General features: G+C 39.4%; 19 protein-coding genes and 1 pseudogene. 5 read left to right on the forward strand and 15 right to left on the reverse strand.

What is annotated here, in order from left to right:
* Positions 1-7 precede the first annotated feature (7 nt).
* On the reverse strand, positions 8-2,692 hold the full coding sequence (locus IGI38_RS09590) for a sigma 54-interacting transcriptional regulator (protein ID WP_438729202.1): 2,685 nt from the start codon (positions 2,690-2,692) through the stop codon (positions 8-10).
* Positions 2,693-2,784: 92 nt separating this feature from the next.
* On the reverse strand, positions 2,785-3,279 hold the full coding sequence (locus IGI38_RS09595; RefSeq protein ID WP_438729204.1) for a TetR/AcrR family transcriptional regulator: 495 nt from the start codon (positions 3,277-3,279) through the stop codon (positions 2,785-2,787).
* Positions 3,280-3,446: 167 nt separating this feature from the next.
* Here IGI38_RS09595 and IGI38_RS09600 point away from each other — a divergent pair, with 167 nt between their 5' ends.
* A complete protein-coding gene (locus tag IGI38_RS09600) occupies positions 3,447-4,391 on the forward strand; it encodes a ketopantoate reductase family protein (RefSeq protein ID WP_438729206.1) in 945 nt (314 codons plus the stop codon).
* 55 nt (positions 4,392-4,446) lie between these two features.
* On the opposite strand, the gene IGI38_RS09605 is transcribed toward IGI38_RS09600, so the two are convergent.
* Together IGI38_RS09605 and IGI38_RS09610 are read right to left on the reverse strand one after the other, a co-directional pair.
* Positions 4,447-6,522 carry a DNA topoisomerase III gene (locus tag IGI38_RS09605; RefSeq protein WP_438729208.1) on the reverse strand — a complete coding sequence of 692 codons (2,076 nt, stop codon included), beginning with the start codon at positions 6,520-6,522 and terminating at the stop codon, positions 4,447-4,449.
* Positions 6,461-6,832 (reverse strand): DUF1033 family protein, encoded by a 372-nt coding sequence (locus IGI38_RS09610; protein WP_438729210.1) that lies wholly within the window; start codon positions 6,830-6,832, stop codon positions 6,461-6,463. Before IGI38_RS09610 ends, IGI38_RS09605 begins: the two co-directional genes overlap by 62 nt.
* A 246-nt stretch (positions 6,833-7,078) precedes the next feature.
* On the opposite strand from IGI38_RS09610, the pseudogene IGI38_RS09615 reads away from it, so the two are divergent.
* Both IGI38_RS09615 and IGI38_RS09620 read left to right on the forward strand, forming a co-directional pair.
* Positions 7,079-8,325: pseudogene (locus IGI38_RS09615) on the forward strand (multidrug efflux MFS transporter).
* 60 nt (positions 8,326-8,385) lie between these two features.
* The gene (locus tag IGI38_RS09620) at positions 8,386-8,634 is read left to right on the forward strand and encodes a hypothetical protein (RefSeq protein WP_438729212.1); all 249 of its coding nucleotides are present in this window, start codon (positions 8,386-8,388) and stop codon (positions 8,632-8,634) included.
* Between the two features lie 45 nt (positions 8,635-8,679).
* On the opposite strand, the gene IGI38_RS09625 is transcribed toward IGI38_RS09620, so the two are convergent.
* The 5 genes from IGI38_RS09625 to mnmA all read right to left on the reverse strand — a co-directional run bounded on the left by IGI38_RS09625 (position 8,680) and on the right by mnmA (position 14,823).
* Positions 8,680-9,528, reverse strand: a complete 849-nt coding sequence (locus IGI38_RS09625) for a CPBP family intramembrane glutamic endopeptidase (protein WP_438729214.1) — start codon at positions 9,526-9,528, stop codon at positions 8,680-8,682.
* Positions 9,529-9,646: 118 nt separating this feature from the next.
* The gene (locus IGI38_RS09630) at positions 9,647-10,954 is read right to left on the reverse strand and encodes a GHKL domain-containing protein (protein ID WP_438729216.1); all 1,308 of its coding nucleotides are present in this window, start codon (positions 10,952-10,954) and stop codon (positions 9,647-9,649) included.
* Entirely contained in the window at positions 10,951-11,673 is a 723-nt protein-coding gene (locus IGI38_RS09635) for a LytR/AlgR family response regulator transcription factor (RefSeq protein WP_438729218.1), read from the reverse strand. Before IGI38_RS09635 ends, IGI38_RS09630 begins: the two co-directional genes overlap by 4 nt.
* Positions 11,674-11,788: 115 nt before the next feature.
* A complete protein-coding gene (locus IGI38_RS09640; protein WP_438729220.1) occupies positions 11,789-13,534 on the reverse strand; it encodes a carbon starvation CstA family protein in 1,746 nt (581 codons plus the stop codon).
* 170 nt (positions 13,535-13,704) lie between these two features.
* Positions 13,705-14,823, reverse strand: coding sequence for a tRNA 2-thiouridine(34) synthase MnmA (gene mnmA, locus IGI38_RS09645; protein ID WP_438729221.1), 1,119 nt, complete (start codon positions 14,821-14,823; stop codon positions 13,705-13,707).
* Positions 14,824-15,004: 181 nt separating this feature from the next.
* Between mnmA and IGI38_RS09650 the strand changes: the two genes are divergently transcribed.
* Entirely contained in the window at positions 15,005-15,379 is a 375-nt protein-coding gene (locus IGI38_RS09650) for a GntR family transcriptional regulator (RefSeq protein ID WP_438729223.1), read from the forward strand.
* Positions 15,379-16,755 carry a PH domain-containing protein gene (locus IGI38_RS09655; protein WP_438729226.1) on the forward strand — a complete coding sequence of 459 codons (1,377 nt, stop codon included), beginning with the start codon at positions 15,379-15,381 and terminating at the stop codon, positions 16,753-16,755. Before IGI38_RS09650 ends, IGI38_RS09655 begins: the two co-directional genes overlap by 1 nt.
* Positions 16,756-16,795: 40 nt before the next feature.
* On the opposite strand, the gene lepB is transcribed toward IGI38_RS09655, so the two are convergent.
* The 6 genes from lepB to IGI38_RS09685 all read right to left on the reverse strand — a co-directional run bounded on the left by lepB (position 16,796) and on the right by IGI38_RS09685 (position 21,819).
* Entirely contained in the window at positions 16,796-17,338 is a 543-nt protein-coding gene (gene lepB / locus IGI38_RS09660; protein ID WP_438729228.1) for a signal peptidase I, read from the reverse strand.
* Positions 17,339-17,547: 209 nt separating this feature from the next.
* A complete protein-coding gene (locus IGI38_RS09665; protein WP_438729230.1) occupies positions 17,548-18,153 on the reverse strand; it encodes a metallophosphoesterase family protein in 606 nt (201 codons plus the stop codon).
* Positions 18,154-18,260: 107 nt separating this feature from the next.
* Positions 18,261-18,962, reverse strand: a complete 702-nt coding sequence (locus tag IGI38_RS09670; RefSeq protein ID WP_438729232.1) for a hypothetical protein — start codon at positions 18,960-18,962, stop codon at positions 18,261-18,263.
* A gap of 199 nt (positions 18,963-19,161) precedes the next feature.
* The gene (locus IGI38_RS09675; RefSeq protein ID WP_438729234.1) at positions 19,162-19,509 is read right to left on the reverse strand and encodes a DUF1831 domain-containing protein; all 348 of its coding nucleotides are present in this window, start codon (positions 19,507-19,509) and stop codon (positions 19,162-19,164) included.
* Positions 19,510-19,572: 63 nt separating this feature from the next.
* Positions 19,573-20,718 carry a cysteine desulfurase family protein gene (locus IGI38_RS09680; RefSeq protein WP_438729236.1) on the reverse strand — a complete coding sequence of 382 codons (1,146 nt, stop codon included), beginning with the start codon at positions 20,716-20,718 and terminating at the stop codon, positions 19,573-19,575.
* Between the two features lie 129 nt (positions 20,719-20,847).
* Complete coding sequence (locus IGI38_RS09685; RefSeq protein WP_438729238.1) at positions 20,848-21,819, reverse strand: ribose-phosphate diphosphokinase; 972 nt, start codon at positions 21,817-21,819, stop codon at positions 20,848-20,850.
* Between the last annotated feature and the right edge of the window lie 20 nt (positions 21,820-21,839).

Genomic DNA, 21,839 nt, shown 5'->3' on the forward strand with positions numbered 1-21,839 from the left:
ACTAGGATTACACACTGTGCAATCCTAGTTCAATCCGGTTATCTTCAAGCGTTTTTACAATATAAGCAATGTCATCCTCAGTAAATCGAACCGCAAACTGTTTTTCGATCAGCGAAAGAGTTGCAGCTGTTTGATTAAATCGAACAAGATTCTGCTGATGGAAATATTTTACATTTTCAAATGTTGGGCGATCCTCATCTTTTTTGATTTTGTCGACCAAGAAAGCGATATGCACACTCAACGCTTGCATCGCCGTATTCTCAATGATCAGCTCTTGGTCTTTACGAATTAATTGCAGCACATCATCAATTAATAAGAATAGTGTTTTAACATCTAGCTCAGGTGAAAAGTTTTTTGTTAATGAATCGACCATCTCTGGGAGTGTGATCGTACTGCCTAATAAATCTTGAAATTCTAAGATCTTATCCCGCTTAAATAGATTCATTGCTGGAATGAACGGAATCTTTTGGTAATGAATTTCCATTGTTCCAACGATCGCTACGATATCCTTATGCGTGATCAGCTGATCGATCCGATGCTTGAAGCTTTCTCGTTCCAACGATTGCATTTGAATGACTTCGAATTCTTCCAAATTAACAATTTGGGAGACAACTTCATTCAATCGTTTAGAGACACCTTCTCCAGTAAAACACGCCACGATGATCACTTTCTTTTCATCCTTTTGTGTCGGCTCTTCTAAACGGACCATTGTTTGAAACATTGAAATGACACTTGTATAGATTTCTTCTAATGAACGTCCCAGTGTAGCCAATCGGATACTTTCCAAAACCAGCATTGTACTAGCCATGGAGATTACCCGTGTACGGATGCCCATTTCATGGAAGATCAAATTACCGAAATTGTTCGGCGACCCCATATCCGTCAAAAGAATGATGCCTTCTGAGAATTCTTCTCTTTTTCCTTGGATGTAATTTTTGATCTGTCCATACATTTTTTCTGTGTTCAATGTTAAGGGCATATTAAAGGCAATGCCATGCGTGGTCCCTAAAAGATCTTGAACCGTTTCTAACATACTTGAAGCCGTCGACTTCCCATGCATGACGACAAGTACAGCTACCTGCTTTTCATCCACTTTTTGTTCTTCTTGATTATCCATCGTTAGAAACATCGTAATAAAACCGATCTCATCCAATGGGATCATAATCGTATAAGCTTCTTCTATACGGTTAGATAACTCAATCGCTAATTGGAATTCTTTTGAGTAATTGCGGCGAATGTCATTTAAATTAGGGTGAGAGATGAACTGATTGCCGCGAATTCGTTCAATAGTTGAATTAATGTGCAGCGCAAATGCGAACCGGACCTTTTCATCATATTCCCGATTCATTTGAGCAGAGGCAAAGTCATACAGATCATTCACCAGCTTCCACAGATCATCTGAAATAATCTCTCGATAGGCGTTGCTGTGAGAAAGCTCTTCAACATATGTCTCAAAGTATTGATCTACATCATCAGAAATCAGTTCTTCTAAATCAATCTCTGATAAATTTTCACGACCTAGTTTCTCTAATTTGTAAGTAATAGAATGGTAAACTTCCATGTCCTTATTCGGGTCCTGCCCCCAAACCACTTCTTCCGTGCCTGGTTTCAAAGTCAAATAAAGATTTTTCTTATCCATAAAAGGAGTCAATTTATCTTGAACTTCATTCATTCGCAATAGACCCTTTTGAACTACTAAAGGCAGGTCTTCTTCTACGATCATCAATTTTTCTGATTCACTGTTCGTTTGATGATGAAGAAAGGCTTTGGCACAAACTAATTTCAAATCCCGTTTTAACTGGCCGATATTTCCTTCTGCATTATATAGAAGAAACGCCAACAAACTCCGTTTATCAATCGCGATTTCCTGCATTAATCGATTAGCTTCTTGTTGAAGGAATTCTTTGATGATTGCCAAACGCTCATCCAACGAACGCTCTGCTAAAGATGGTAGTTCGATTTGCATAGGTATTCGACGATTGAAGGTCGATAGGAACATTGAACTAGTTTCTGTCGTAGCTCCGATAATCTGTACTGAAGCATGTTTTTCCTGCCCATCGCCTAATGATCGGAAAGTCCCTTTATCAATAAACGTAAAGAGCATTTCTTGCCCTTCCGGCGGCAGTCGATGAATTTCATCCAAAAATAGAATTCCGCCGTCTGCCTGTTCCATCAGACCCACGCGTGTTTCTTCAGCACCAGTAAAAGCGCCTCGCTTTACTCCAAAAATATGTCCATAAAGAAGCTGAGGATTTTGCGCATAATCCGCACAGTTGAACGTGATGAATGGTGCCGTTTCATCCAAAACCTTGGCTGAGACAGCAAAACGATACATACATTCCGCGAACATCGTCTTCCCTGTCCCCGTTTCCCCAAAAATGATCGTATGTAATCCCCGAGGCGGGTATAAAATAGCCGCTTTTGATTTTTGGATCTGGCTCTTCAAAGAGTCTTCGCGACCAATCAAATTATCAAAGTTAATATGTCCATGTCCTTCATTGGACACTGTGGTGATTTGAAATTTCACTGGACGGCCATCGATTTTTTTGACTGTACCGTCTTTCGTTAATTCATTCAAGTAACGGCTGACGTTGGTACGGTCAACCCCCATTTGATCTGCCAGCTCTTGTGCCGTCTGTTCGTTAGGATTTGCTTTCAATGCTTCTAAAACTTCATCTTTTCTTGATTTCAAAAAAACCCCTCCCGAAAGTGGTATAAACCATTTATATTGTAAACCTTTTCTTTTTGAATTTCTACTAAATATCCTTGAAAAATCAGAACCCTTTATCTAAATGAATAGGTAATTTTTTCCAATTCTTGAGAAACTTCTAGTTCTGAAACGTCATTCGTCAAATAATATTCCAGCAGTCCTACCAGTCCATGGGCAAAGAAAATACTTGTCAATAATGATTGATCTGTCATTTGCTCCATCAAATAATTAATTTGAAAGCGAGCAAAAAAACCTTGCCGATCAGCATTCAATAATCGTTTTAACTGATCACGATGAGCAGAAACATATTCAAAAGTCTTTTCTAGTTTTCGTTGATTACTCGTTCCTTCATTTTCCTCACAATAGATGACTAATTTCTGCATCTCATACTCAATACTTTTTTCAAGTAAATCATCTTTATCAATGAAATGAAGATAAAAAGTACCGCGATTGATATCCGCCACTTGGCAGATTTGGCTCACAGATATTTCCTCATAGTTTTTCTTCTGTAATAGCTGATAAAAAATCGTGGTGATCAATCGTTGTGTTTTTCGTTTTCGTCGATCCATCAATAGACTCCAATCATTTTCTTATTTCTGTTCATTTATCAACAAAAGTTTTATTTTGTTGGTTGATACAGTCTAAATTCTTTCTTATTATAATGGTCATGAGTTGATTAATCAACACCTGTTGATTTTATCCGAAAAATGACCTCTTTACAGAAGGAGCGGAAAAAATGAAACTATTGATTTACGGTGCTGGGATTCAAGGAAGTTTTTTAACACATTCCCTCATGAAAGGAAACAACGATGTCACTCTTTTGGCACGTGGAAAGCGAAAAGAAGAACTGCTGACTCATGGCTTGGTGCTGCATCATTCACTTCAGCGGAAACAATCAAGCGATACCGTCCGTGTAATTGAATCTCTTCATCCAGATGATTATTATGATGTGATTTTTGTTACTATGAAATACTGTGACTTTCCAACGGTTATTGATTCACTAGCAAAAAACCGCAGTTCTAAAATTATTTTTATCGGCAATCAAATCGATGCTGCCTCTTTGGAGAAAGAGATTCAGAAAAAAAGTGTGCACAAAAAAAAGATTTACTTTGGCTTTCAAATGACTGGCGGAACCAACACGGACAAAGGAATCTCTGTTCTGCGTTTTGGTAAAGGACAACTAAAACTAGGTTCCTTACACACTGATTTTGATATCACTACGTTATTAGATACTATCTTTGACGGAACCAATTATACGTGGGCTTTCGAACCTAATATTGATTCTTGGCTTAAAAGCCATGCAGTCTTGATCATGGTCCAAAATTCTTTTGAATATCTTTATAATTTTTCAGCAAGAGAGATTCGTAAGACAAGCGATTTATCACAGCCAGCGATCGCATTAAAAGAAGCTTTTGATCTTCTGGAAATAGCTGGAAATGACCTATTACCAAAGGGGCAAAAAACATTCTTCAGTCATCCGAGACTGTCGAAGCTTTTTTACACGATTTACTATCGCTTGCCTGTCAACGCTTTGGTTCAGGGCAGCTTTAAAGAGATTCATTCCTTGATCAATACTTTCCAACACTATCAGACGATTTCAAGTCCACAACTTGATTCCTTACTTCGGGCTGCTAAAGAAAAGTATGAAAAAAGCCAAGAACAGTTGTCCTCAGCCTCATGAATCATCTTTGACTAAGTGAAACCGCCAAAACGCTTTTGGTTCTGGCGGCTTCGTTCTAGTCTTTTTCTTCCATCGCTGCCTTTAGTGCAGCAGCCAACGGACTTTCTTGCGGTTCTTCTTGATCGTTGATTTTTTTCAATAAACGACGTTCTTCGTGCTTCGTCATTTTCTTCGAACGTTCTTTTTTATCTAGCATCTTTTCTGTCGTACCGTCATATTTACAACGGAAGTACGAACCGTTCTTTCCATCAATAATTTCCATCTTACGATGACATTGCGGACAACGATGATTCGAAACTTTAGGATCTTTACGACGACGATAATTACACTCTGGATTCGTACAAATATAAATTTTTCCATCGCGTGTATTTTTTTCCCGTAGTGGTGAACCGCACTCCGGACATTTTTTTGCCGTGATGGAAAAGTCTTGATATTTTTTATCACTATGCTTAACTTCACTGACTAATTTCTTCGTATCTGCTTCAATTTCTTGCAGGAATTGCTTGCTGCTGTATGTGCCGTTAGCGATTGCTTCTAGCTGTTTCTCCCATTTTTCTGTTAACTCTGTAGTCACTAAAGATGGATTAACAAGCTCTAGTAATTGCTTCCCTTTAGGTGAAACCAATAACCCCGTATTCGTTCGTTCCATCAATTCAGACTTGATCAGCTTTTCAATGATCTCCGCACGAGTCGCCGGAGTACCTAAACTGTGTTTCTCCATTTGTCCCAGCAACGTACCCTCATTCAAAGGTTTTGGCGGAGTCGTCAAAGCTTTTTCGATCGTAAAGTTCGGTACGATCTTCATCCCATCTGACCACTGAATTGCTTTTTTAGCCTCTTCCGCGGGCTTCCAGCCAGCTGCCAACACTCTATTTTGGCGGAAAGTGAAGGTTTCTTTTTGAAAAGCCACTGTCACCTTTTGCTGACTTTCTTTATGAGCATCCGCAAATAAACCTAAGAAACGAGTCACGATCATATTATAGATCCGCTGTTCGTCCGTTGATAATTTTTCGAAACGCGCGCGCTGTTCAGTTGGGATCAATGCGTGGTGGTCTGTCACTTTATTATCCTGAAAGACTCGTTTTTGTTTAACCTGAGCACCATTCTTGATATAGGTCTTCACTTCAGGTGCAAAATCACTAACAGCCTGTAAACGTTCCTTCATCGTCGCCTTCATATCATTTGTTAGATATTTACTATCTGTCCGTGGATAAGTGACAATCTTGTGTGTTTCGTACAAACTTTGAACCAATGACAAAGTCTTTTTCGCAGAAAATTGATATCGAGCATTCGCTTCTCGTTGAATCTCCGTTAAGTCATAAGGCAGCGGTGCAGGTTCAATCTTTTCTTTTTCTGTGATATCAGTTACAGTACCTTTTTGTTTAGATAATTCTTGAACTAATTTTTCTGCATCCTCACGCGCTGTGATTCCATAAGGATTTTTTTGATTTAATTTGGCCTTTTGACCGTTGACTTCTAAAGAAATCACGAAATAATTCTGTGGACGAAATTTCTCAATTTTCTTTTCTTGTTGGCGTACCATCGCAAGCGTTGGTGTTTGCACCCGACCTGCGGATAGGCTGTCTTCATATTTAACAGTCAACGCACGAGTGACATTCAATCCAACAAGCCAGTCAGCCTTTGCTCGTGCTAAAGCTGAGTAATATAAATTGTCGTACTCTTTCGCAGGCTTCAATTTTTTAAAGCCATCTTTGATTGCCTTATTGGTTTGAGAGGAGATCCATAACCGTTTTACGGGCTTTTCAAATCTCACATATTCCAAAATCCAGCGTGCAACTAATTCCCCTTCTCGTCCAGCATCGGTAGCGATTACCGCTTCGGAAATATCTTTGCGCTTAGCTAGTTGTTGAATCGTTTTCAATTGCCCTCGTGTTTTCGGTAATGGTTTGATTCCGATATATTTAGGAATCATCGGCAATGTTTCCATTTTCCAGCTCTGCCATTCCTTATTCAGATCTTCTGGCATTTTTAGACCCAATAAATGACCAAGGGCCCAAGTCACAACAACATTGGGTCCTTCAAAATAATTTTTATTCTTTTGATTGGCGTTAAGCACCTTGCTCAAGTCTCTTGCAACGCTTGGCTTTTCCGCTATAATTAGCTGTTTCATAAAATTCCTTTCTGCTGTCAACCGTCAACGGCTGCTCGTCCTTTAATAGTGCAAGCCCCCAATACTGCTGTAAATAGTCATCGCACTCTTCACACCAGCGTTCGTCTTGCTCTTTCCAAAATGCGCTTAAAAAATTCTGCTTCGCATTGCTATATGTATTCGTGTTTTGGAGTTCACTCCAACGATGTTCATAATATGCTACAGCCACATCAAAATCCTCAAAAGCCGCGGTCTCTTGGATATCATCCTGCCATTCTTCAAAGAACCACCAAGGTTCGTTATCACCGTACATTGTTATTACTTGATACATCCCGCTACCCTTCTTTCCATCTCAATCATAAGTATCATGAAATAAAAATTCAAGAAAAATGTTTCCGGCTGAAACAAGTTCAAGAAAAAACAAGCTCTCTGAAAAAAAATGCAGAAAAATATTGCTTTTTTCTTAATTCTATCGTAACACAATGCGGCATTATTTTACATGGCCCTTAAGAGAGTTATAATGAAAAACGATTTCTGAATAGTTAATCGTTGTTTTTGAAAGAAGGCTTTTTTTAGTTTGAGTAAAATCAAGAATAAATTATTTCAACCACGACCCACTTGGCAAAAAAATCTGATTGTTCTATGGTTTGGTACTTTTATGGCAGGTATCGGCTTCAGTCTTGTCATGCCGTTTATGTCCTTATACATAGATTCATTAGGGAGTTACACGAATCAACAGCTGAACTTTTGGAGCGGAATTACGTTTTCTTCGACTTTTTTGATTACTGCGATCGTCTCACCTTTATGGGGGCGATTAGCTGATCAAAAGGGGCGAAAAGTGATGTTGCTGCGGGCATCGCTTGGTATGGCGATCGTCATCAGTTTAATGGGCATGGTCGGAAAGTCTACCAATTGATCGGTTTGCGTTTGCTTCAAGGAGTCTTTTCAGGCTATATCAGTAATGCGACCGCTCTCGTCGCAACGGGTACACCTCGGGAAAAAAGCGGCCAAGTCCTCGGCACGTTGGCAACCGGTGCAGTAACCGGAAATTTACTAGGGCCTTTAGTCGGTGGCGTGACGGCGTCAATTTTCGGCTACCGTTTAACCTTCTTTATCACAGGCAGTATTTTATTTCTGGTTTTTCTGCTTAGTCTGCTATTTGTCCATGAAGAATTTACACCTGTTGAGAAAAAAGATATGCTGCCTGCTAAAGAAATTTTTCATAACCTGAAATACCCCCACGTTGTGATTGGCATGTTTGTCACCACACTTATTATTCAAGCTTCAAACAATTCAATCAGTCCCATCATCAGCTTATATATTCGACAATTGATGCATAATCATGGCAACATCACGCTGGTCAGCGGAATCATCGCATCGATACCTGGGATCGCAACCTTGATCGCAGCGCCGCGTTTTGGTCGGCTCGGCGATCGAATCGGCAGCGAGAAAATTCTCGGTATAGGTTTGATCTTTGCAATGCTGGTCTTCTTACCAATGTCGATTGTCACAAATGTTTGGCAATTAGCTTTTCTGCGTTTCTTAGTCGGTATTTCTGACGCTTGTCTATTGCCCGCTGTTCAAGCGCTGATAACAAAGTACTCCCCACAAGAGGCCGCCGGAAGAATTTTCAGTTACAACCAATCCTTCCAAGCCGCTGGAAATGTTGTTGGTCCTATGATCGGCTCCAGTGTTTCATCAATCTTTGGGTATCGCGGCGTTTTTATTTCAACCTCGGCACTTGTTTTGACCAATTATCTATTGGTTCATCGCAATACAAAAGAAATTACTAAAAATCAGCATCAAACGCAAGGAACTCATTAATCTTCAAGACATATTAATGGTAACTTTTTCTTTAATTTTTTATACTAATAAGTGATTCTAATGAAAGAAGTGAACAACATGCTTGATGGACAATTAAAATTTTTGGACTTTTTCCTTAATAACACGATTGAGGGAAAAGAAAACGAAGCAAAAGAAATTCTAGTAAAGAGTTTTGCAGATCAAGAAACTGAAGCGTTAAGCCTGCAAGATTTCAAAAAGCTCCAAGAGAAGCTATTCCCTTTGATCAAACCTGAAAAATTAAACGAAGTGAAAGTTGCGATGGCGCATTTCGCCCAAAGCCTTTCATAGAAAGAAGTAGTCACAGTCTGAACATCGACTGTGACTACTTTTTTACTATGCCTCGATTTCTGAGTAAACTTGCAAACTAGGGAAGAACAATTCTTTATTTGTGATTATGATTATTCCTGAGATACTGATGATTACAATCGTTTGGATACAGCTTGTCCATTCGGTCATTTGGGTCGATGTTTGCATAAAGTTCAAGAAGATATGAAAAATGATCAATGCCATTGTACTGCGATTACTTTTAACGTAAAGCCAGTTTAAAATGATTCCCAGCGGAACGATACTTACAAAATAATTCACCGCAAACCATGGGTTCTCCTGCAATAATAGGTTCATCGAATAATTCTTTACGAACATCAAAGGTAAATGCCAGATCGACCATAAGAAGCCGAACAGCAAGGAGCCCGCAAACAGATTGAATCGACTCAGCAGTGCATCCACACCATATCCGCGCCAACCGATTTCTTCTAAGATTGGAGCGATAATCATCACCAGTAGCACTGGAATGGAACCTGCTGAGAAGTTGAAATCCTCAGATAATTGCAATTGACTAATCGACCCACCAAAAAGTAATGAAATCAAAATGGCTGCTACAACGGATGATCCCATGACCAAACAAATTTTTACTAATGGAGCCAAATGAACTTTTTTTACATCGAACAAGCGTTGGAAGAAATCTTTTCTAATGTCACGATTCTTCGGTGACGCAATAAAAGCAATCGTGACAAGCACTGGTGCGAATAATCCTGGGATCAAAAAGATTGAATAGAAATTTGGGGCAGGATGATTGTAGCTTAGATAAGCAGCAATCAGCCAACTCCCCCATGTGATCAAAAACACCCAGCCAAAGAATTTTCCTGGTTTATATTCCTTTTTCACTACTTCATTTTTCATCATTTTAAATTCCTCCTATATTTTCGTGTCATTTACTAACTGACCACAGTATAGAAGGAAAAACACGACATCTAAGCAAAATGTAACGTTTGACCCTTTTTCTTGTAACGATTCGACTTTTTTAATTAGGCTCCCAAATTGACAATTCTAAACGAAAAAAATCGGCCTTTGACTCATAAAGCATATCCCCATGATATTTTTCGGTGATCGCTTGGATACTTTTCACCCCAAATCCATGTTCAAAAGCTTTTTTCTTTTGCGTTTTGAACTCACTTACTTGCTTAGCGACGCTATTCTCGATTTCTAACAGCAGCATATGATTGAAATAAATTAGCTTCAAATTGATTTGACGTTCCTGCGGACATCTTTGACAAGCTTCGATCGCATTATCAATCGCATTGCCAATCAATGCGCCTAAATCACGCATTTCAAATCCCATCTCTAGCGGAATTTTCACCTCAAAATTAGTCTGGATATTGCTTTCTTTCGCTCGCTGATATTTATTGCTAAGTAATTGATTGATGCCGCTATTTTGCGTGAATTGACATTCTTCTTCCTTTATAACTTCTTCCAATAATTTTTCGATCTGCGATTCTGTTCCATCAGCCTTAGTAATCAGAGTTAATAATTGATTTTTCAAATCATGACGAATCGCCCGAATTTTCGTCTGATGGGTTTCCATTTGCTGATAGTACTCTTCGCGATGCGCAAATTCCTGCACCAGAAAAAGATTCTCGTAATTCTCTTTTTCTAATTTTTGGTGGATCTCAAATACGATAAAATGAACCAAATTGATTACCGCAAATAAGGTCACTACCATAAAAAAACGAGCATCGCTGTCTTGGGTTTCTTGCTCGACAAAAACCGGATAGATAATAAAAAAGAGACTAGTCATAAAAGGAACGATTACCTGCAATAAATAGAAGCCATATTTCCCCTGTGCAGCTAAAGGGGCCTTGCGTTTTGAACGTAAAAGAAAAACGACAATCAATTGAATGAATTGACTTGCAAAAATTCCACCATACGCATACGAAAGCTGGCTCGAATCAAAATAATTTATTCCAAAAAGGCTTTGAATAATCAAATAAACTAAAAAATCAAAGACCAGCACAATCATCATCGAGAGAAAAATCAGTAAGAGCTTTGTTATATTCCTGCCCTTAAAAAAGAAATAGCCGATACTATACATCAGGCAGACATACGTAATACTATTCACCAGCATATAAAATGATCCGAAAGTCAGATAGACTGGACTGATATTTCTGATTAAATAAGCCGCGATTACTATAAAGATTGCAACAGCTCCTCTTCCCGCATGTTTCTTCCAATACCTAAATGACCGGCTTGTTAAATAACAAGAAAAGAACATACTGACGATAAAAACATCATTAATCGATTTAACGAGTTCCAATAATACTGTCAAGTTCATTCCTTTGTCCTCATCAATACATAGTTTCGGTAAGCCTTTTGAAATGCTTGATGGAATTTCTTTGTAACGGCTATTTCTCGACCGGTTTGCATCACGATCGTCTCTCCGCCTTTTACTTGTACATAGTCCATATTGACCACAAACGAATGATGGATCTGAGTAAATAGCTGCGAGGATACTTTATCGATGACTTCCTTCATCGTTCCATAGTATTCATACTCTTCACCATTCTTTAAATGAATGATCATTTTACGTTTCATACTTTCAAAATATTCTACTTCTCCTAAATAAACGGTATACACTTTTTTCTTAATCGTAAATTGAAGAATCATTTTTCGTAAAGAAAGTTGTTCTATTGCTTTCAATAAAACTTGCTTAACTTTGATTTCATCGATTGGTTTGATGAGATAATGAAAGGCATTGACTTCAAATGCTTCCGGCATCCATTCTACATGGCTCGTGATAAAAATGATGATTGCTTGCTGATCCTGTTTCCGAATCATTCGCGCCGTTTCAAAACCATCCAGCGATTTCATTTCTACATCTAATAAATAAATTTGAAAGCTGGACTCTTTTCTACTCAAATGATCAACCAAAGACTCGCCCGAAAGAAAAGCCTCATAACTAAATTGATTCGGATCATTTTCAAAAAAAGACAGCAGCAAGGTTTCGATTTGACCGATCATTTTTGGATCATCATCACAAATTGCTATATTCATTATTCCCTCCATATCATTTTTGTCATTGAAAACTCTTAAGTTAAGTATCCTTCATCTGATTCTAATAAACAAGAACCTCAACAAAAAACGACCCGCTTGAGAGTCGTTTTCCAATTTATTCTGTTATCGTTTTATCCGTAGTTTTCGTTTCCACCTTAAAGAGTGAACGCAAGCATTTCGTCGCAACCATCAATCCTAATCCCAATAGCAGAAATGCAAAGACTAATTGCAATCCATCAGATAAGAATACGAACTGACCTGCCGCCGGAACTTTCGGAATCGTTACTAAATATTGCGTCGCGTTGATTACTTTCATTACTAATCCGTAGATTGACATAGCTAAAGCAGTAAATGTTACTGCCAGCATGATTCCCATCGGAATATAGAACATAACACCTGATTTTTTCGAGGTCTTCATATATACAGCTACAGCGATCATTACCATCGCAGCTAACAACTGATTCGCTGAACCAAATAAAGGCCAAACACTGTTATAGCCCCCAAGCGCCAAGACAAACCCAACTCCCAGTGTTACCACCGTTGCCACATATTTGTTAGCCATTAATCTCGCCAAGCCCGTTGGCTCTTTGCCTTCTTCATAAAAGAATTCCTGTAAAGACATACGACCAATGCGTGCAACAGAATCCAGTGAAGTTAGTGCCAAAGCAGATACACACATCGTCATAAATGCTTGAGCAATATTCAAGGGCAAGCCAAACTTTGTTAGAAACCCAGCCACTGAACCAGAGAATATCTGGAAAGGGGTCCCCGCTGGTAATTGGCCATTTGTAGCAACAGCACCCGCGACAACCAACGCAACAACAGCTAATACACATTCACACATCATTGCTCCATAACTGATTGGACGCATATGTTTTTCATTTGAAACCTGTTTAGACGAAGTTCCTGACGACACCAAACTATGGAAGCCAGAAACTGCCCCACATGCAACCGTGATAAATAAAATCGGAAAAAGATACTTCACATTCCCTGTAGCATCTTGTACAGCAAACCCATTAAATGCATTCAATTCAACCATGGGTGCCTCAACTAAAAGTCCCAAAACAGCGGCGATGATCATCCCTAACAGCATGTAGGTGCTTAAGAAATCACGAGGGGCCATCAATAACCAAATCGGCATAACTGAAGCTAAGAACAAGTAAGCAAATACAATCAATAACCACGTTTGCTTATCAGCGAAAATTGGAAAGAAAATGCCAACAGCAAGAGTTACAAGTAAAACGACGATTCCAAATGCGTGCATAGCAATTCCTTTTAAATGAACTTTCTTCATGAAAAAGCCGACCAAAACAGCCGAAACAATAAACAACATTGAAATAGAAGCTGCAGACGCATTCGCTGTATTAACTGCTGCCGGGACATCAGGTGTCATCCCATTAAATGTCGTTGCAACGATATCGCCGAAAGCAGCGATTACTAAAAGAGCAAATAACCAGCAGAATAAAAGAAAGAGTTTCTTTCCAACTTTTCCAATATATTTTTCAATGATCAGCCCAATCGATTTCCCTTCATTCTTCACCGAAGCGTATAACGCACCAAAGTCATGAACTGCTCCAAAGAATATTCCACCAAATAAAATCCATAAAAAAGCTGGCAGCCAGCCAAACATTGCCGCAATGATCGGACCTGTTACTGGTCCTGCACCAGTGATTGATGAAAATTGATGACTAAATACTACAAAAGCAGGTTCAGGAACATAATCATCCCCATCTTCCAAAGCAACGGCCGGTGTAACAGCCTTTGGATCGATCCCCCATTTTTTCTCCAACCAACGGGAATAGATAAAATAGGCAGCCGCAAAGCAAATAATAGCAAACACTAGTAGAACAACACCATTCATAAACTCACCCAACTCTCTTCATTTTATAATAAATATTTAATTAGTATATTCCCATAATTCCATAAGCATGTAAAGAGAATCATTCTAATTTTCAAGAATTTTCTGTAAATAAAATTGAAAGAAAAAACTGAGACTGCTTAAAAAAGCGGCCTCAGTCATGGTTATTGCTATTAAATATATTGTAATTCTTTTGCTTCTTGATAGGCATGGTCGATTAGACCGCCGCCCAAGCATTCCATGCCGTTGTAGAAAACAACCGCCTGGCCTGGTGTGATGGCGCGAACTGGATCATCAAAAATCACTTCAGCGCGGTCATCATCCACTAAACGAACAGTTACCGGTACATCTTGTTGACGATAACGGAACTTCGCTGTGCATTTAAATTCTTTTGGTCGGTCTTCGTTGGTCGTAAAGTGGATCTCACTGGCATCCAAGCTCGTCGCATATAACGCTTCGTGATGGAAGCCTTGACCAACATATAACGTATTGGTAGCTAAGTCTTTGCCGACTACAAACCATGGATCGTTGGTTTTTCCGCCGCCGCCGATTCCTAATCCTTGACGTTGGCCGATAGTGTAATACATCAAACCATCATGTGTTCCCTTCTCTTCACCATCAAGAGTCACCATTTTGCCCTTTTTAGCAGGCAAATAGTTGCTTAAGAACTGTTTGAAATTCTTCTCACCGATGAAGCAAACACCCGTTGAATCTTTTTTCTTGGCAGTGGCTAACCCAGCTCGTTCAGCGATTTCACGAACTTCAGGTTTTTGCATACTGCCCAAAGGAAACATCGTCTTCGCCAATTGTTCTTGCGACAATTGACTCAAGAAATAGGTCTGATCCTTATTATTATCGACGCCGCGCAACATATGAACTACGCCATTTTCGTCTTTTTCGACTTGAGCGTAATGCCCTGTTGCTACATAATCCGCACCTAATTCCATCGCGTAATCCAAGAAAGCTTTGAATTTTATTTCCTTATTACACATTACATCTGGATTCGGTGTGCGGCCTGCACGATATTCTGATAAGAAATATTCGAAAACACGATCCCAATATTCCTTTTCAAAGTTGACAGAATAATAAGGAATGCCGATTTGGGCAGCGACTTTCGCCACGTCCTTATAATCTTCCGTCGCGGTACAAACACCATTTTCATCAGTGTCGTCCCAATTTTTCATAAAAATGCCGACTACATCATAACCTTGTTCCTTTAGTAACAAAGCCGTTACTGATGAATCGACGCCGCCGCTCATTCCTACGACGACTCGTGTGTTGCTGTTAGACACAGTATCACCATCATTTCAATATAGATTCCGAAAACTCTACGATTTGAAGGTCGCAACTTTTCAGTATGACGAATTATACATCATAAATCTTAAATTTTCGATAGATAATCCTTCAAATATTTTTTATTTGTCTTTTTGTATTGTTTGTATTAATATAAACAATACAAAGGAGGGCGAGTAAATGATTTTAGAAATTGATCCCCATTCTGAAGAACCGATCTACTTACAATTACGAAAGCAAATCATTATCGGTATCGCTCGCGGCGAACTAAGCCCCAATGAGCAACTGCCGACTGTTCGGCAATTTGCCGATGAACTTGGTGTAAATACGATGACTGTTTCAAAAGGCTATCAGCAGCTCCGAGAAGAAGGTTATCTGATCACTGATCGTCGTAAAGGAACGTTAGTCGCGCCATTGCCCGTGACCCCAAAGAAAACAAGCGAAGAAAACTTGACCTTGCTATTGGCGGAACTTTATTTGTCCGAGCCAGATGAACAGGTCGTTCAAGAAAAAGTTCAAAGGATTTTGACGAGTTTCAGAAAGGAGGATGTCTGATGTTGTCCCCTCTTATTTTAGGTATATTGATTTTTTGTAATTTTGTCATGGCATTTACCAATTCTTTAGCGGCAAAGCCTCACAATTATGTGATTGTGGAGAATACCTTTCCTGCTGATAAAATCAATGATCCGTTGGTGCTGTCCTTCAGAAAGAATTATCGAAAACGTCAATTTCAATTAGCAGGTATATTGACTCTTTTAGATTTGAGCCTGTTGATCCCTATGAAGGACTCGATCTTTATGATGCTTTTCTTCGTTCTTTTATATATCACGATCGGTTCAGGCTATTTATTGCAGATTCGCTATATCCGTAAAGGCCATCAACTAATTGTAGATAATGGCTGGCAGTTAACGGAACAACCCATTCAAGTCGATACTCAGCTTCTTCTTGAAAAAAATCGAAAATTAGTGTCTCCTTGGTGGTTTGCTCTTTCTTTTGGAGTACTGATCTTGTTCACGATCATGCTTCATCAACAAGAAATGGGCAGTTTGACCTGGATTTTATTATCCGCATGCGGACTTACTTCAGCTCTGTTTGTTTTAGCCTGGTGGGCGATTGGCCGACTACCGGTACGAGCTTTGACGAATGATTCAACCATCAATCGTCAATACAATGACCTGACAAAATTTTACTGGTCCGCATTTATGATGGCAACAAGTATTTTTATAAACCTGATTGTTTATCTTCCGTTGTTGACGATGTCTAACAGTAGCCGCTTTTTTGAAATTCTAATGACCAGTGAATTCTTATTGGTCTTTCTTTTCTGTGGCTTTACCATTTGGTGGCTGTTTCGTTTGCGTAATAAACAGGACCAGCTGCTGACTCAGACGTCCAGCTTTCGTTACACCGGCGATGATTATTATTGGCGTTATGGTATTTACTACAATCCAGATGATCGTCGCTTGATGCTGCCGGATCGGATCGGATTAAACATTACGATCAATTTGGCAAGAGTAGGCGGAAAAATCTTTATTGGGCTCATCCCTGCTATATTGATCGGTGTTATGCTGATCGTCGTTGTTCCTTTATATATTTTGGATTATCATCCTGATCCGCTGACTTATGAAGTGAAACAAGAGAGTGTTGTTCTAGATGGTCCTCTCTATCGTGAAAGTAACATCAACTACAACAGCATAGAAAAAGTAAGCTTGCTTAATAAAATGCCCACGATTGGACTGAAGGAAAACGGACTTGCCTCTGTAAATTATGCCATCGGCAGCTTTAAGGTTGATGGCAAATCAGCTACGCTCTTTGTAGACCATCAATCAAAACCAATTTTGAAAATCACGACCAAGAATCGGGACTATTACTATACGAATACCGATTCCACGGTAACCAAAAAGCTGTATCAAAAACTTCAAGCTCATCACTAAAAAAGACCCCTTTCTTCAAAAAATGAAGAAAGGGATCTTTTTATTTTACCGTTCCAATTCGATTGATTGGCCAAAAAACAAATTTTACATTGGTCAAAATATCTTCTTGATCGATCATGCCAATGATTCGACCATCTTTTGAGATTCGGCGATTATCTCCTAAAACAAATAGCTGCCCATCTGGAACTTTTTCGTAACCGAATAAGCTTTGCAAATCAAAATCAAAGGTCAGGGGTTGCCCATCCGTCAACTTTTCTTTGTACTCATCTAGATAAGGCTCATCATATTTCTTTCCATTGACATAGAGCTGATCATTTTTGTAGGCTACTGTGTCGCCTGGTAGACCAATCACGCGTTTAACATAATCGGCCCCCGGATCATCTGGTGCTGGAAATGTCACTACATCAAATCGATCGATTTCCGAATGCTTCAATCCAAACATCCGCTCGCCATCATTTAGATTTGGCTTCATCGAATCACCAATCGCCTCTACAGGAGTAAATACATAATGCCGCAACGCAACCACTGCAGCAATCATCACCACATAAAACAGAATCGTTTTCACAATTTCTTTTGCTTTCATTTTCCCACCCTCTAAAAATAATATCCGTTATCACTTACTTCCAATTTACCATAGCGAGGAGGCCATGAATACAATTAGTTCATTTTTTGGCTTCGTCTTTTAACTCTTTGAAATAGGAGAGGCGTTAGAATCAAAGTATAGATTTGCTTACGCTGTTCTCCCACTCATCTTACTCGATAAAAAAGACACCGATTATTCGATGCCTCTAATTACTTTAACTTCTTTATTTCGGCTTCCTTATAGTCAGCAATCTCGTCAATCAAATTCTCAGAGATCGGTGTGCCAAATGGCAGCGGCGTATGAAGAAACTCGCGCTCAGGAGCATCTACACCGACATTGATATCTTCAGCGATCGGCATACTATAGTTGTGGATGTGCCCATGCAAATTGCGGATGTTCAACGTTTTTCCTAAAAGCATTGGATAATGCGTCAGATAATATTGATGATGATTAAACTTGACGATTGCCCCCACATCGTGGAATTCGAATTTGTCCTCACCATTGGAAAGCTTAGGATCATGTGCCGCTAAATATCTGAAAAATGTCCGAGAGTCATGATTGCCTTTGATAAAAACGATTTTCCCCTTTAATTGCAGCAACTGTTCTAAAATATCGTTAAATCCTTTTTCATATTGCGGATGCATCGCTACATCCCCTAAATGATAAACCGTATCCTTCTCATTCACGACAGCATTCCAGGCATAGATCATTTGTTGATTCATTTCTTCGACAGAATCAAACAAGCGCGGCGCAAAATCGTTATCGCCTAAAAGATTTTCGTGAAAATAATGTGTATCTGATATAAAATATTTCATTTTAATCACCTACAAATGAATTCTGATTCTTTCCTTTATTTTACCATCTCTTCCAAAAAAAAGCGCTTCTACAGCCATCACCAATAAAAATAAACAAGGTCGCCAAATTATACTTGGTAACCTTGTCTTTGTAAAAGTGCTTGATATTTCAATTTGATAATAGTGATAACTGCTTCTAATTGAGTCAGATCTTCAACTTTGGTCGCGTCAAATTCTTTTGTGCGTTCAAAGGATTTGCCTGTATCAATCAAGTGAAAAATCTGATTCCATTTTTCAAATTCAGAAAGATTATTGAGATTGGCGATCGGAAAAGCCGCGCCATCACAAATTTCCCATAAACGGAAGATCAAAAACGCCGTATCGATCACTTCCAAGGTTTTTCTTTTCTTACTGCATGTAACAAGAACTTTCTTAGGATTGTACTCCAAATACCAATCTAGGAGAATAAAAAAAGCTTCCCATCGATAGCTGTCGCGGAACATTTTTTGTGTGTCGGGCATATCACGAAAAATCAGCGGAACCAAGTATTTCTTTTTGTATTTCCAGCAAGGGATACCATCGATAAAGTAATCCACATAACGGGTCAAATAGCTGTTTCCTTCATAGTCGCTGATATAATAATCTTCTACACCATATTTTTGAAAGTCTTTTGTCAGCGTGGCACAGTCTTCAATTGAGACGGTCAGCCCCGACAAGAGACGGAAATCAGAAATAATTTTGTGATGCTCGATCGTTTGTATCTTGTGAACCAACTTCTCACCTTCATTTCCAGCAAATTTCTTAGTATCAGTGTACCATAATCTTCTCACTTTTAAGCTTCTAAGCGTTAAAAAGATTTAGAAAAAAAGATGAATATAGAAAAATAGAAAGCGCATTATAATTACAGAGCTGTCGATTTAATGTTTGACTGAAAAATAATCGTTACATCTAACGAATAAATAATCGTTGTTTCCATTTCTGTCCTATAAAAAACGGACCTCATCTATTTAGATAAGATCCGCTTTGTGCTTAAATTTCTTCTTTTACAAATAATCCACGATCAATCATTCCATCCATCAGGAAATAGAATTTTTCTTGGACCATTTCTTGTTTCGTATCTTTAAAAATATCGACTGATTTTAGCCCATTCGCTGTCGTCACCGACATTTTCATCGTACTGATATCCTTTGCGACTGTGATCTTCAATTTGAACCCTTCTTTGCTTTGGGGGGTCGCCTGTAATGGTCGAATCAATTGAAAATTGCCTGAGCTAGTCTCAGTAAAGCCGTTATCCCGCAACGTATATTTTTTTGCGGTTGGCGCTAACGCGTAGTGATATTTCGATCCTTTGATCGTTGCTGTTTTTGTAAATGCCATTTACTCACCTCATCAATTTTTCTTTCATCCTTAATTATAAAGATAAGTAGCAGCCATTTCAATCTACTTTGTCAGTTCTTGCAAACTAGCAACAAGCTGAGACGCAAAGTATTCTACCTGTTCCATCGTATTGCCGTAACCGAAACTAACGCGCAGTGATTCCTTTACTTCTGGTGCATTCTTGCCGTACATCGCTTCTAATACATGAGACGGATCAATCGTTCCTGCCGTACAAGCTGAGCCGGTAGAGACGGCGATTCCGCGCAAATCAAGCTTCATCAACAATAAATCATTGACGATTCCAGTAAATCGCAGGTTCAATACATGGGGCAGCTTATTGCTCAAATCACCATTTACCTCGTAAGTGATGCCAGCTTGGTCTAATGTCGTTAAGACTTTCTGAGTAAACTGATCATACAGTTCACGACGCTTTTCTCGTTCGTCTTCTGTCAGTAATTCTACCGCTTTTGCCATTCCGCAAATCCCTGCTAAGTTTTCAGTTCCCGCACGACGCTTCTCTTCTTGTTCACCGCCGCGAAGTAAGGGCGCAAGTTTTGCCTGATCACTTTTATAGAGGAAGCCGACACCTTTTGGTCCATTGATCTTGTGCGCCGAGATACTTAAGAAATCAATGCCCAATTCGTGTGGACGAATCCATTGATTCCCATAGGCTTGAACGGCATCGGTGTGAAAATAAGCAGGGTGTTCTTTCAACCGCTCGCCGATTTCTTTGATGGGCATCAAGTTGCCGATCTCATTGTTGCCATACATAATCGAAACTAAGATCGTATCTGGTCGCAAGCTAGCGTCAAAATCATCTAATGACAGATTACCTTGACGATCCACAGGTAAATAGGTCACTTCAAACCCCTGCGTTTCTAGAAACTTCATGGTATTGATGACTGCTGGATGTTCAATTTGTGTCGTGATCAAATGACGGCCTTCATTTTTACGACCAAAGGCGGTTTCCAGAATAGCTGTATTATCCCCTTCTGTACCTCCGCTATTGAAAATAATCTCATGATCTTTTACGCTAAGACTTGCTCCAATAACTTCTCTAGCCATTTCTAATTTGCTGGCAGCTTGCCGGCCAAAAGAATGCACACTTGAGGGATTACCAAACGTTTCTGTCATCACCTCTGCCATCGTTGCAATGACCTCTGGATGCATCGGGCTTGTTGCCGCATGATCTAAATAAATATTTTCCACAAATTTTCGAACCTTTCTATAAGAAAAGCCTCGCGAACTTGTTCAGCTTTTGAGCAGCAAGACTAGTTCGCGAAGCCAGACATAAATAATTTTGTTCACACTTTTCAATAAAAAAGCAACAACGCTTTTCTATTCGTAATCTTTTGGTTCCATTGTAAATAATGGACTGACCGATTCATTTTCATGAATACGCTTGACCCCTTCACCCATCAATTCCGCACAACTGATGATCGACAGTTTTTCAGGATGACGTTCAGGACCAGTCAAGACAGAGTCAGTAATACAAATGTCTTTGATATCAGCCGCATCTAAGTTTTCTTTTGCTGGAGGTGATAATAACCCATGAGAGGCACAAGCAACGACTTCTTTCGCGCCAGCTTTCTTCAATGTTTTTGCCGCATTAGAAAATACTTCTCCTGTATTCATGATATCGTCTACCATGATACAGCAACGCCCTTCGACGTCACCGATTACATAGCCTGTATCAGGATTGCCTTCTTCAGCAACATCAACGATCGCAATCGCTGTATCCAAGTATTCTGCTAGACTGCGTGCACGCTGAACCCCGCTATTTTTCGGAGAAACGACCACATAATCATCCCCTACCATTCCACGGCGGCGATAATAATGGGCAAACAACGGCATTGTAAATAAATTATCAACTGGAATATCGAAGAAACCTTGAACTTGTACGGTGTGTAAGTCTAGAGTCAGTACTCTTGTTGCACCTGCGTCTGAAAGTAAATTCGCGATCAATTTCGCTGTGATCGGCTCATGTGGTTTAGCTGTACGATCTTGTCTAGCATAGGCATAATAGGGCAAGACGACATTGATCGTTTTCGCACTTGCTCGTTTCAATGCATCGATCATGATCAATAATTCCAAATAGGAATCATTCACCGGTTCATTGGTAGATTGGATCAGGTATACATCAAAGCCACGGACTGTCTCTTCCAGGTTGATCGAGATTTCTCCATCACTAAACTGCTTGACAGTACTTTTCCCTAATGGCACGCCACAGACATCGGCGATTTTTTCAGCCAATGGTCTATTTCCATTAAGGCTAAAAATTTTAAATTTTTCGTTACTTTCTTCTGACATGGTGTCCCTCCAAGTATTTT

Origin of the sequence: Enterococcus sp. AZ128 (assembly GCF_051714485.1) — a bacterium.
GTDB lineage: Bacteria > Bacillota > Bacilli > Lactobacillales > Enterococcaceae > Enterococcus_A.

Bases quoted from the DNA above. Each gene is read 5' to 3' on its own strand.
- IGI38_RS09655 (WP_438729226.1), top strand. From the start codon at position 15,379: ATGTTGTCCCCTCTTATTTTAGGTATATTGATTTTTTGTAATTTTGTC.
- IGI38_RS09650 (WP_438729223.1), top strand. From the start codon at position 15,005: ATGATTTTAGAAATTGATCCCCATTCTGAAGAACCGATCTACTTACAA.
- IGI38_RS09665 (WP_438729230.1), bottom strand. From the start codon at position 18,153: ATGAAATATTTTATATCAGATACACATTATTTTCACGAAAATCTTTTA.
- IGI38_RS09635 (WP_438729218.1), bottom strand. From the start codon at position 11,673: ATGAATATAGCAATTTGTGATGATGATCCAAAAATGATCGGTCAAATC.
- IGI38_RS09675 (WP_438729234.1), bottom strand. From the start codon at position 19,509: ATGGCATTTACAAAAACAGCAACGATCAAAGGATCGAAATATCACTAC.
- lepB (WP_438729228.1), bottom strand. From the start codon at position 17,338: ATGAAAGCAAAAGAAATTGTGAAAACGATTCTGTTTTATGTGGTGATG.
- IGI38_RS09685 (WP_438729238.1), bottom strand. From the start codon at position 21,819: ATGTCAGAAGAAAGTAACGAAAAATTTAAAATTTTTAGCCTTAATGGA.
- IGI38_RS09600 (WP_438729206.1), top strand. From the start codon at position 3,447: ATGAAACTATTGATTTACGGTGCTGGGATTCAAGGAAGTTTTTTAACA.
- IGI38_RS09620 (WP_438729212.1), top strand. From the start codon at position 8,386: ATGAAAGAAGTGAACAACATGCTTGATGGACAATTAAAATTTTTGGAC.
- IGI38_RS09610 (WP_438729210.1), bottom strand. From the start codon at position 6,832: ATGTATCAAGTAATAACAATGTACGGTGATAACGAACCTTGGTGGTTC.
- IGI38_RS09630 (WP_438729216.1), bottom strand. From the start codon at position 10,954: ATGAACTTGACAGTATTATTGGAACTCGTTAAATCGATTAATGATGTT.
- IGI38_RS09640 (WP_438729220.1), bottom strand. From the start codon at position 13,534: ATGAATGGTGTTGTTCTACTAGTGTTTGCTATTATTTGCTTTGCGGCT.
- IGI38_RS09625 (WP_438729214.1), bottom strand. From the start codon at position 9,528: ATGATGAAAAATGAAGTAGTGAAAAAGGAATATAAACCAGGAAAATTC.
- IGI38_RS09605 (WP_438729208.1), bottom strand. From the start codon at position 6,522: ATGAAACAGCTAATTATAGCGGAAAAGCCAAGCGTTGCAAGAGACTTG.
- IGI38_RS09595 (WP_438729204.1), bottom strand. From the start codon at position 3,279: ATGGATCGACGAAAACGAAAAACACAACGATTGATCACCACGATTTTT.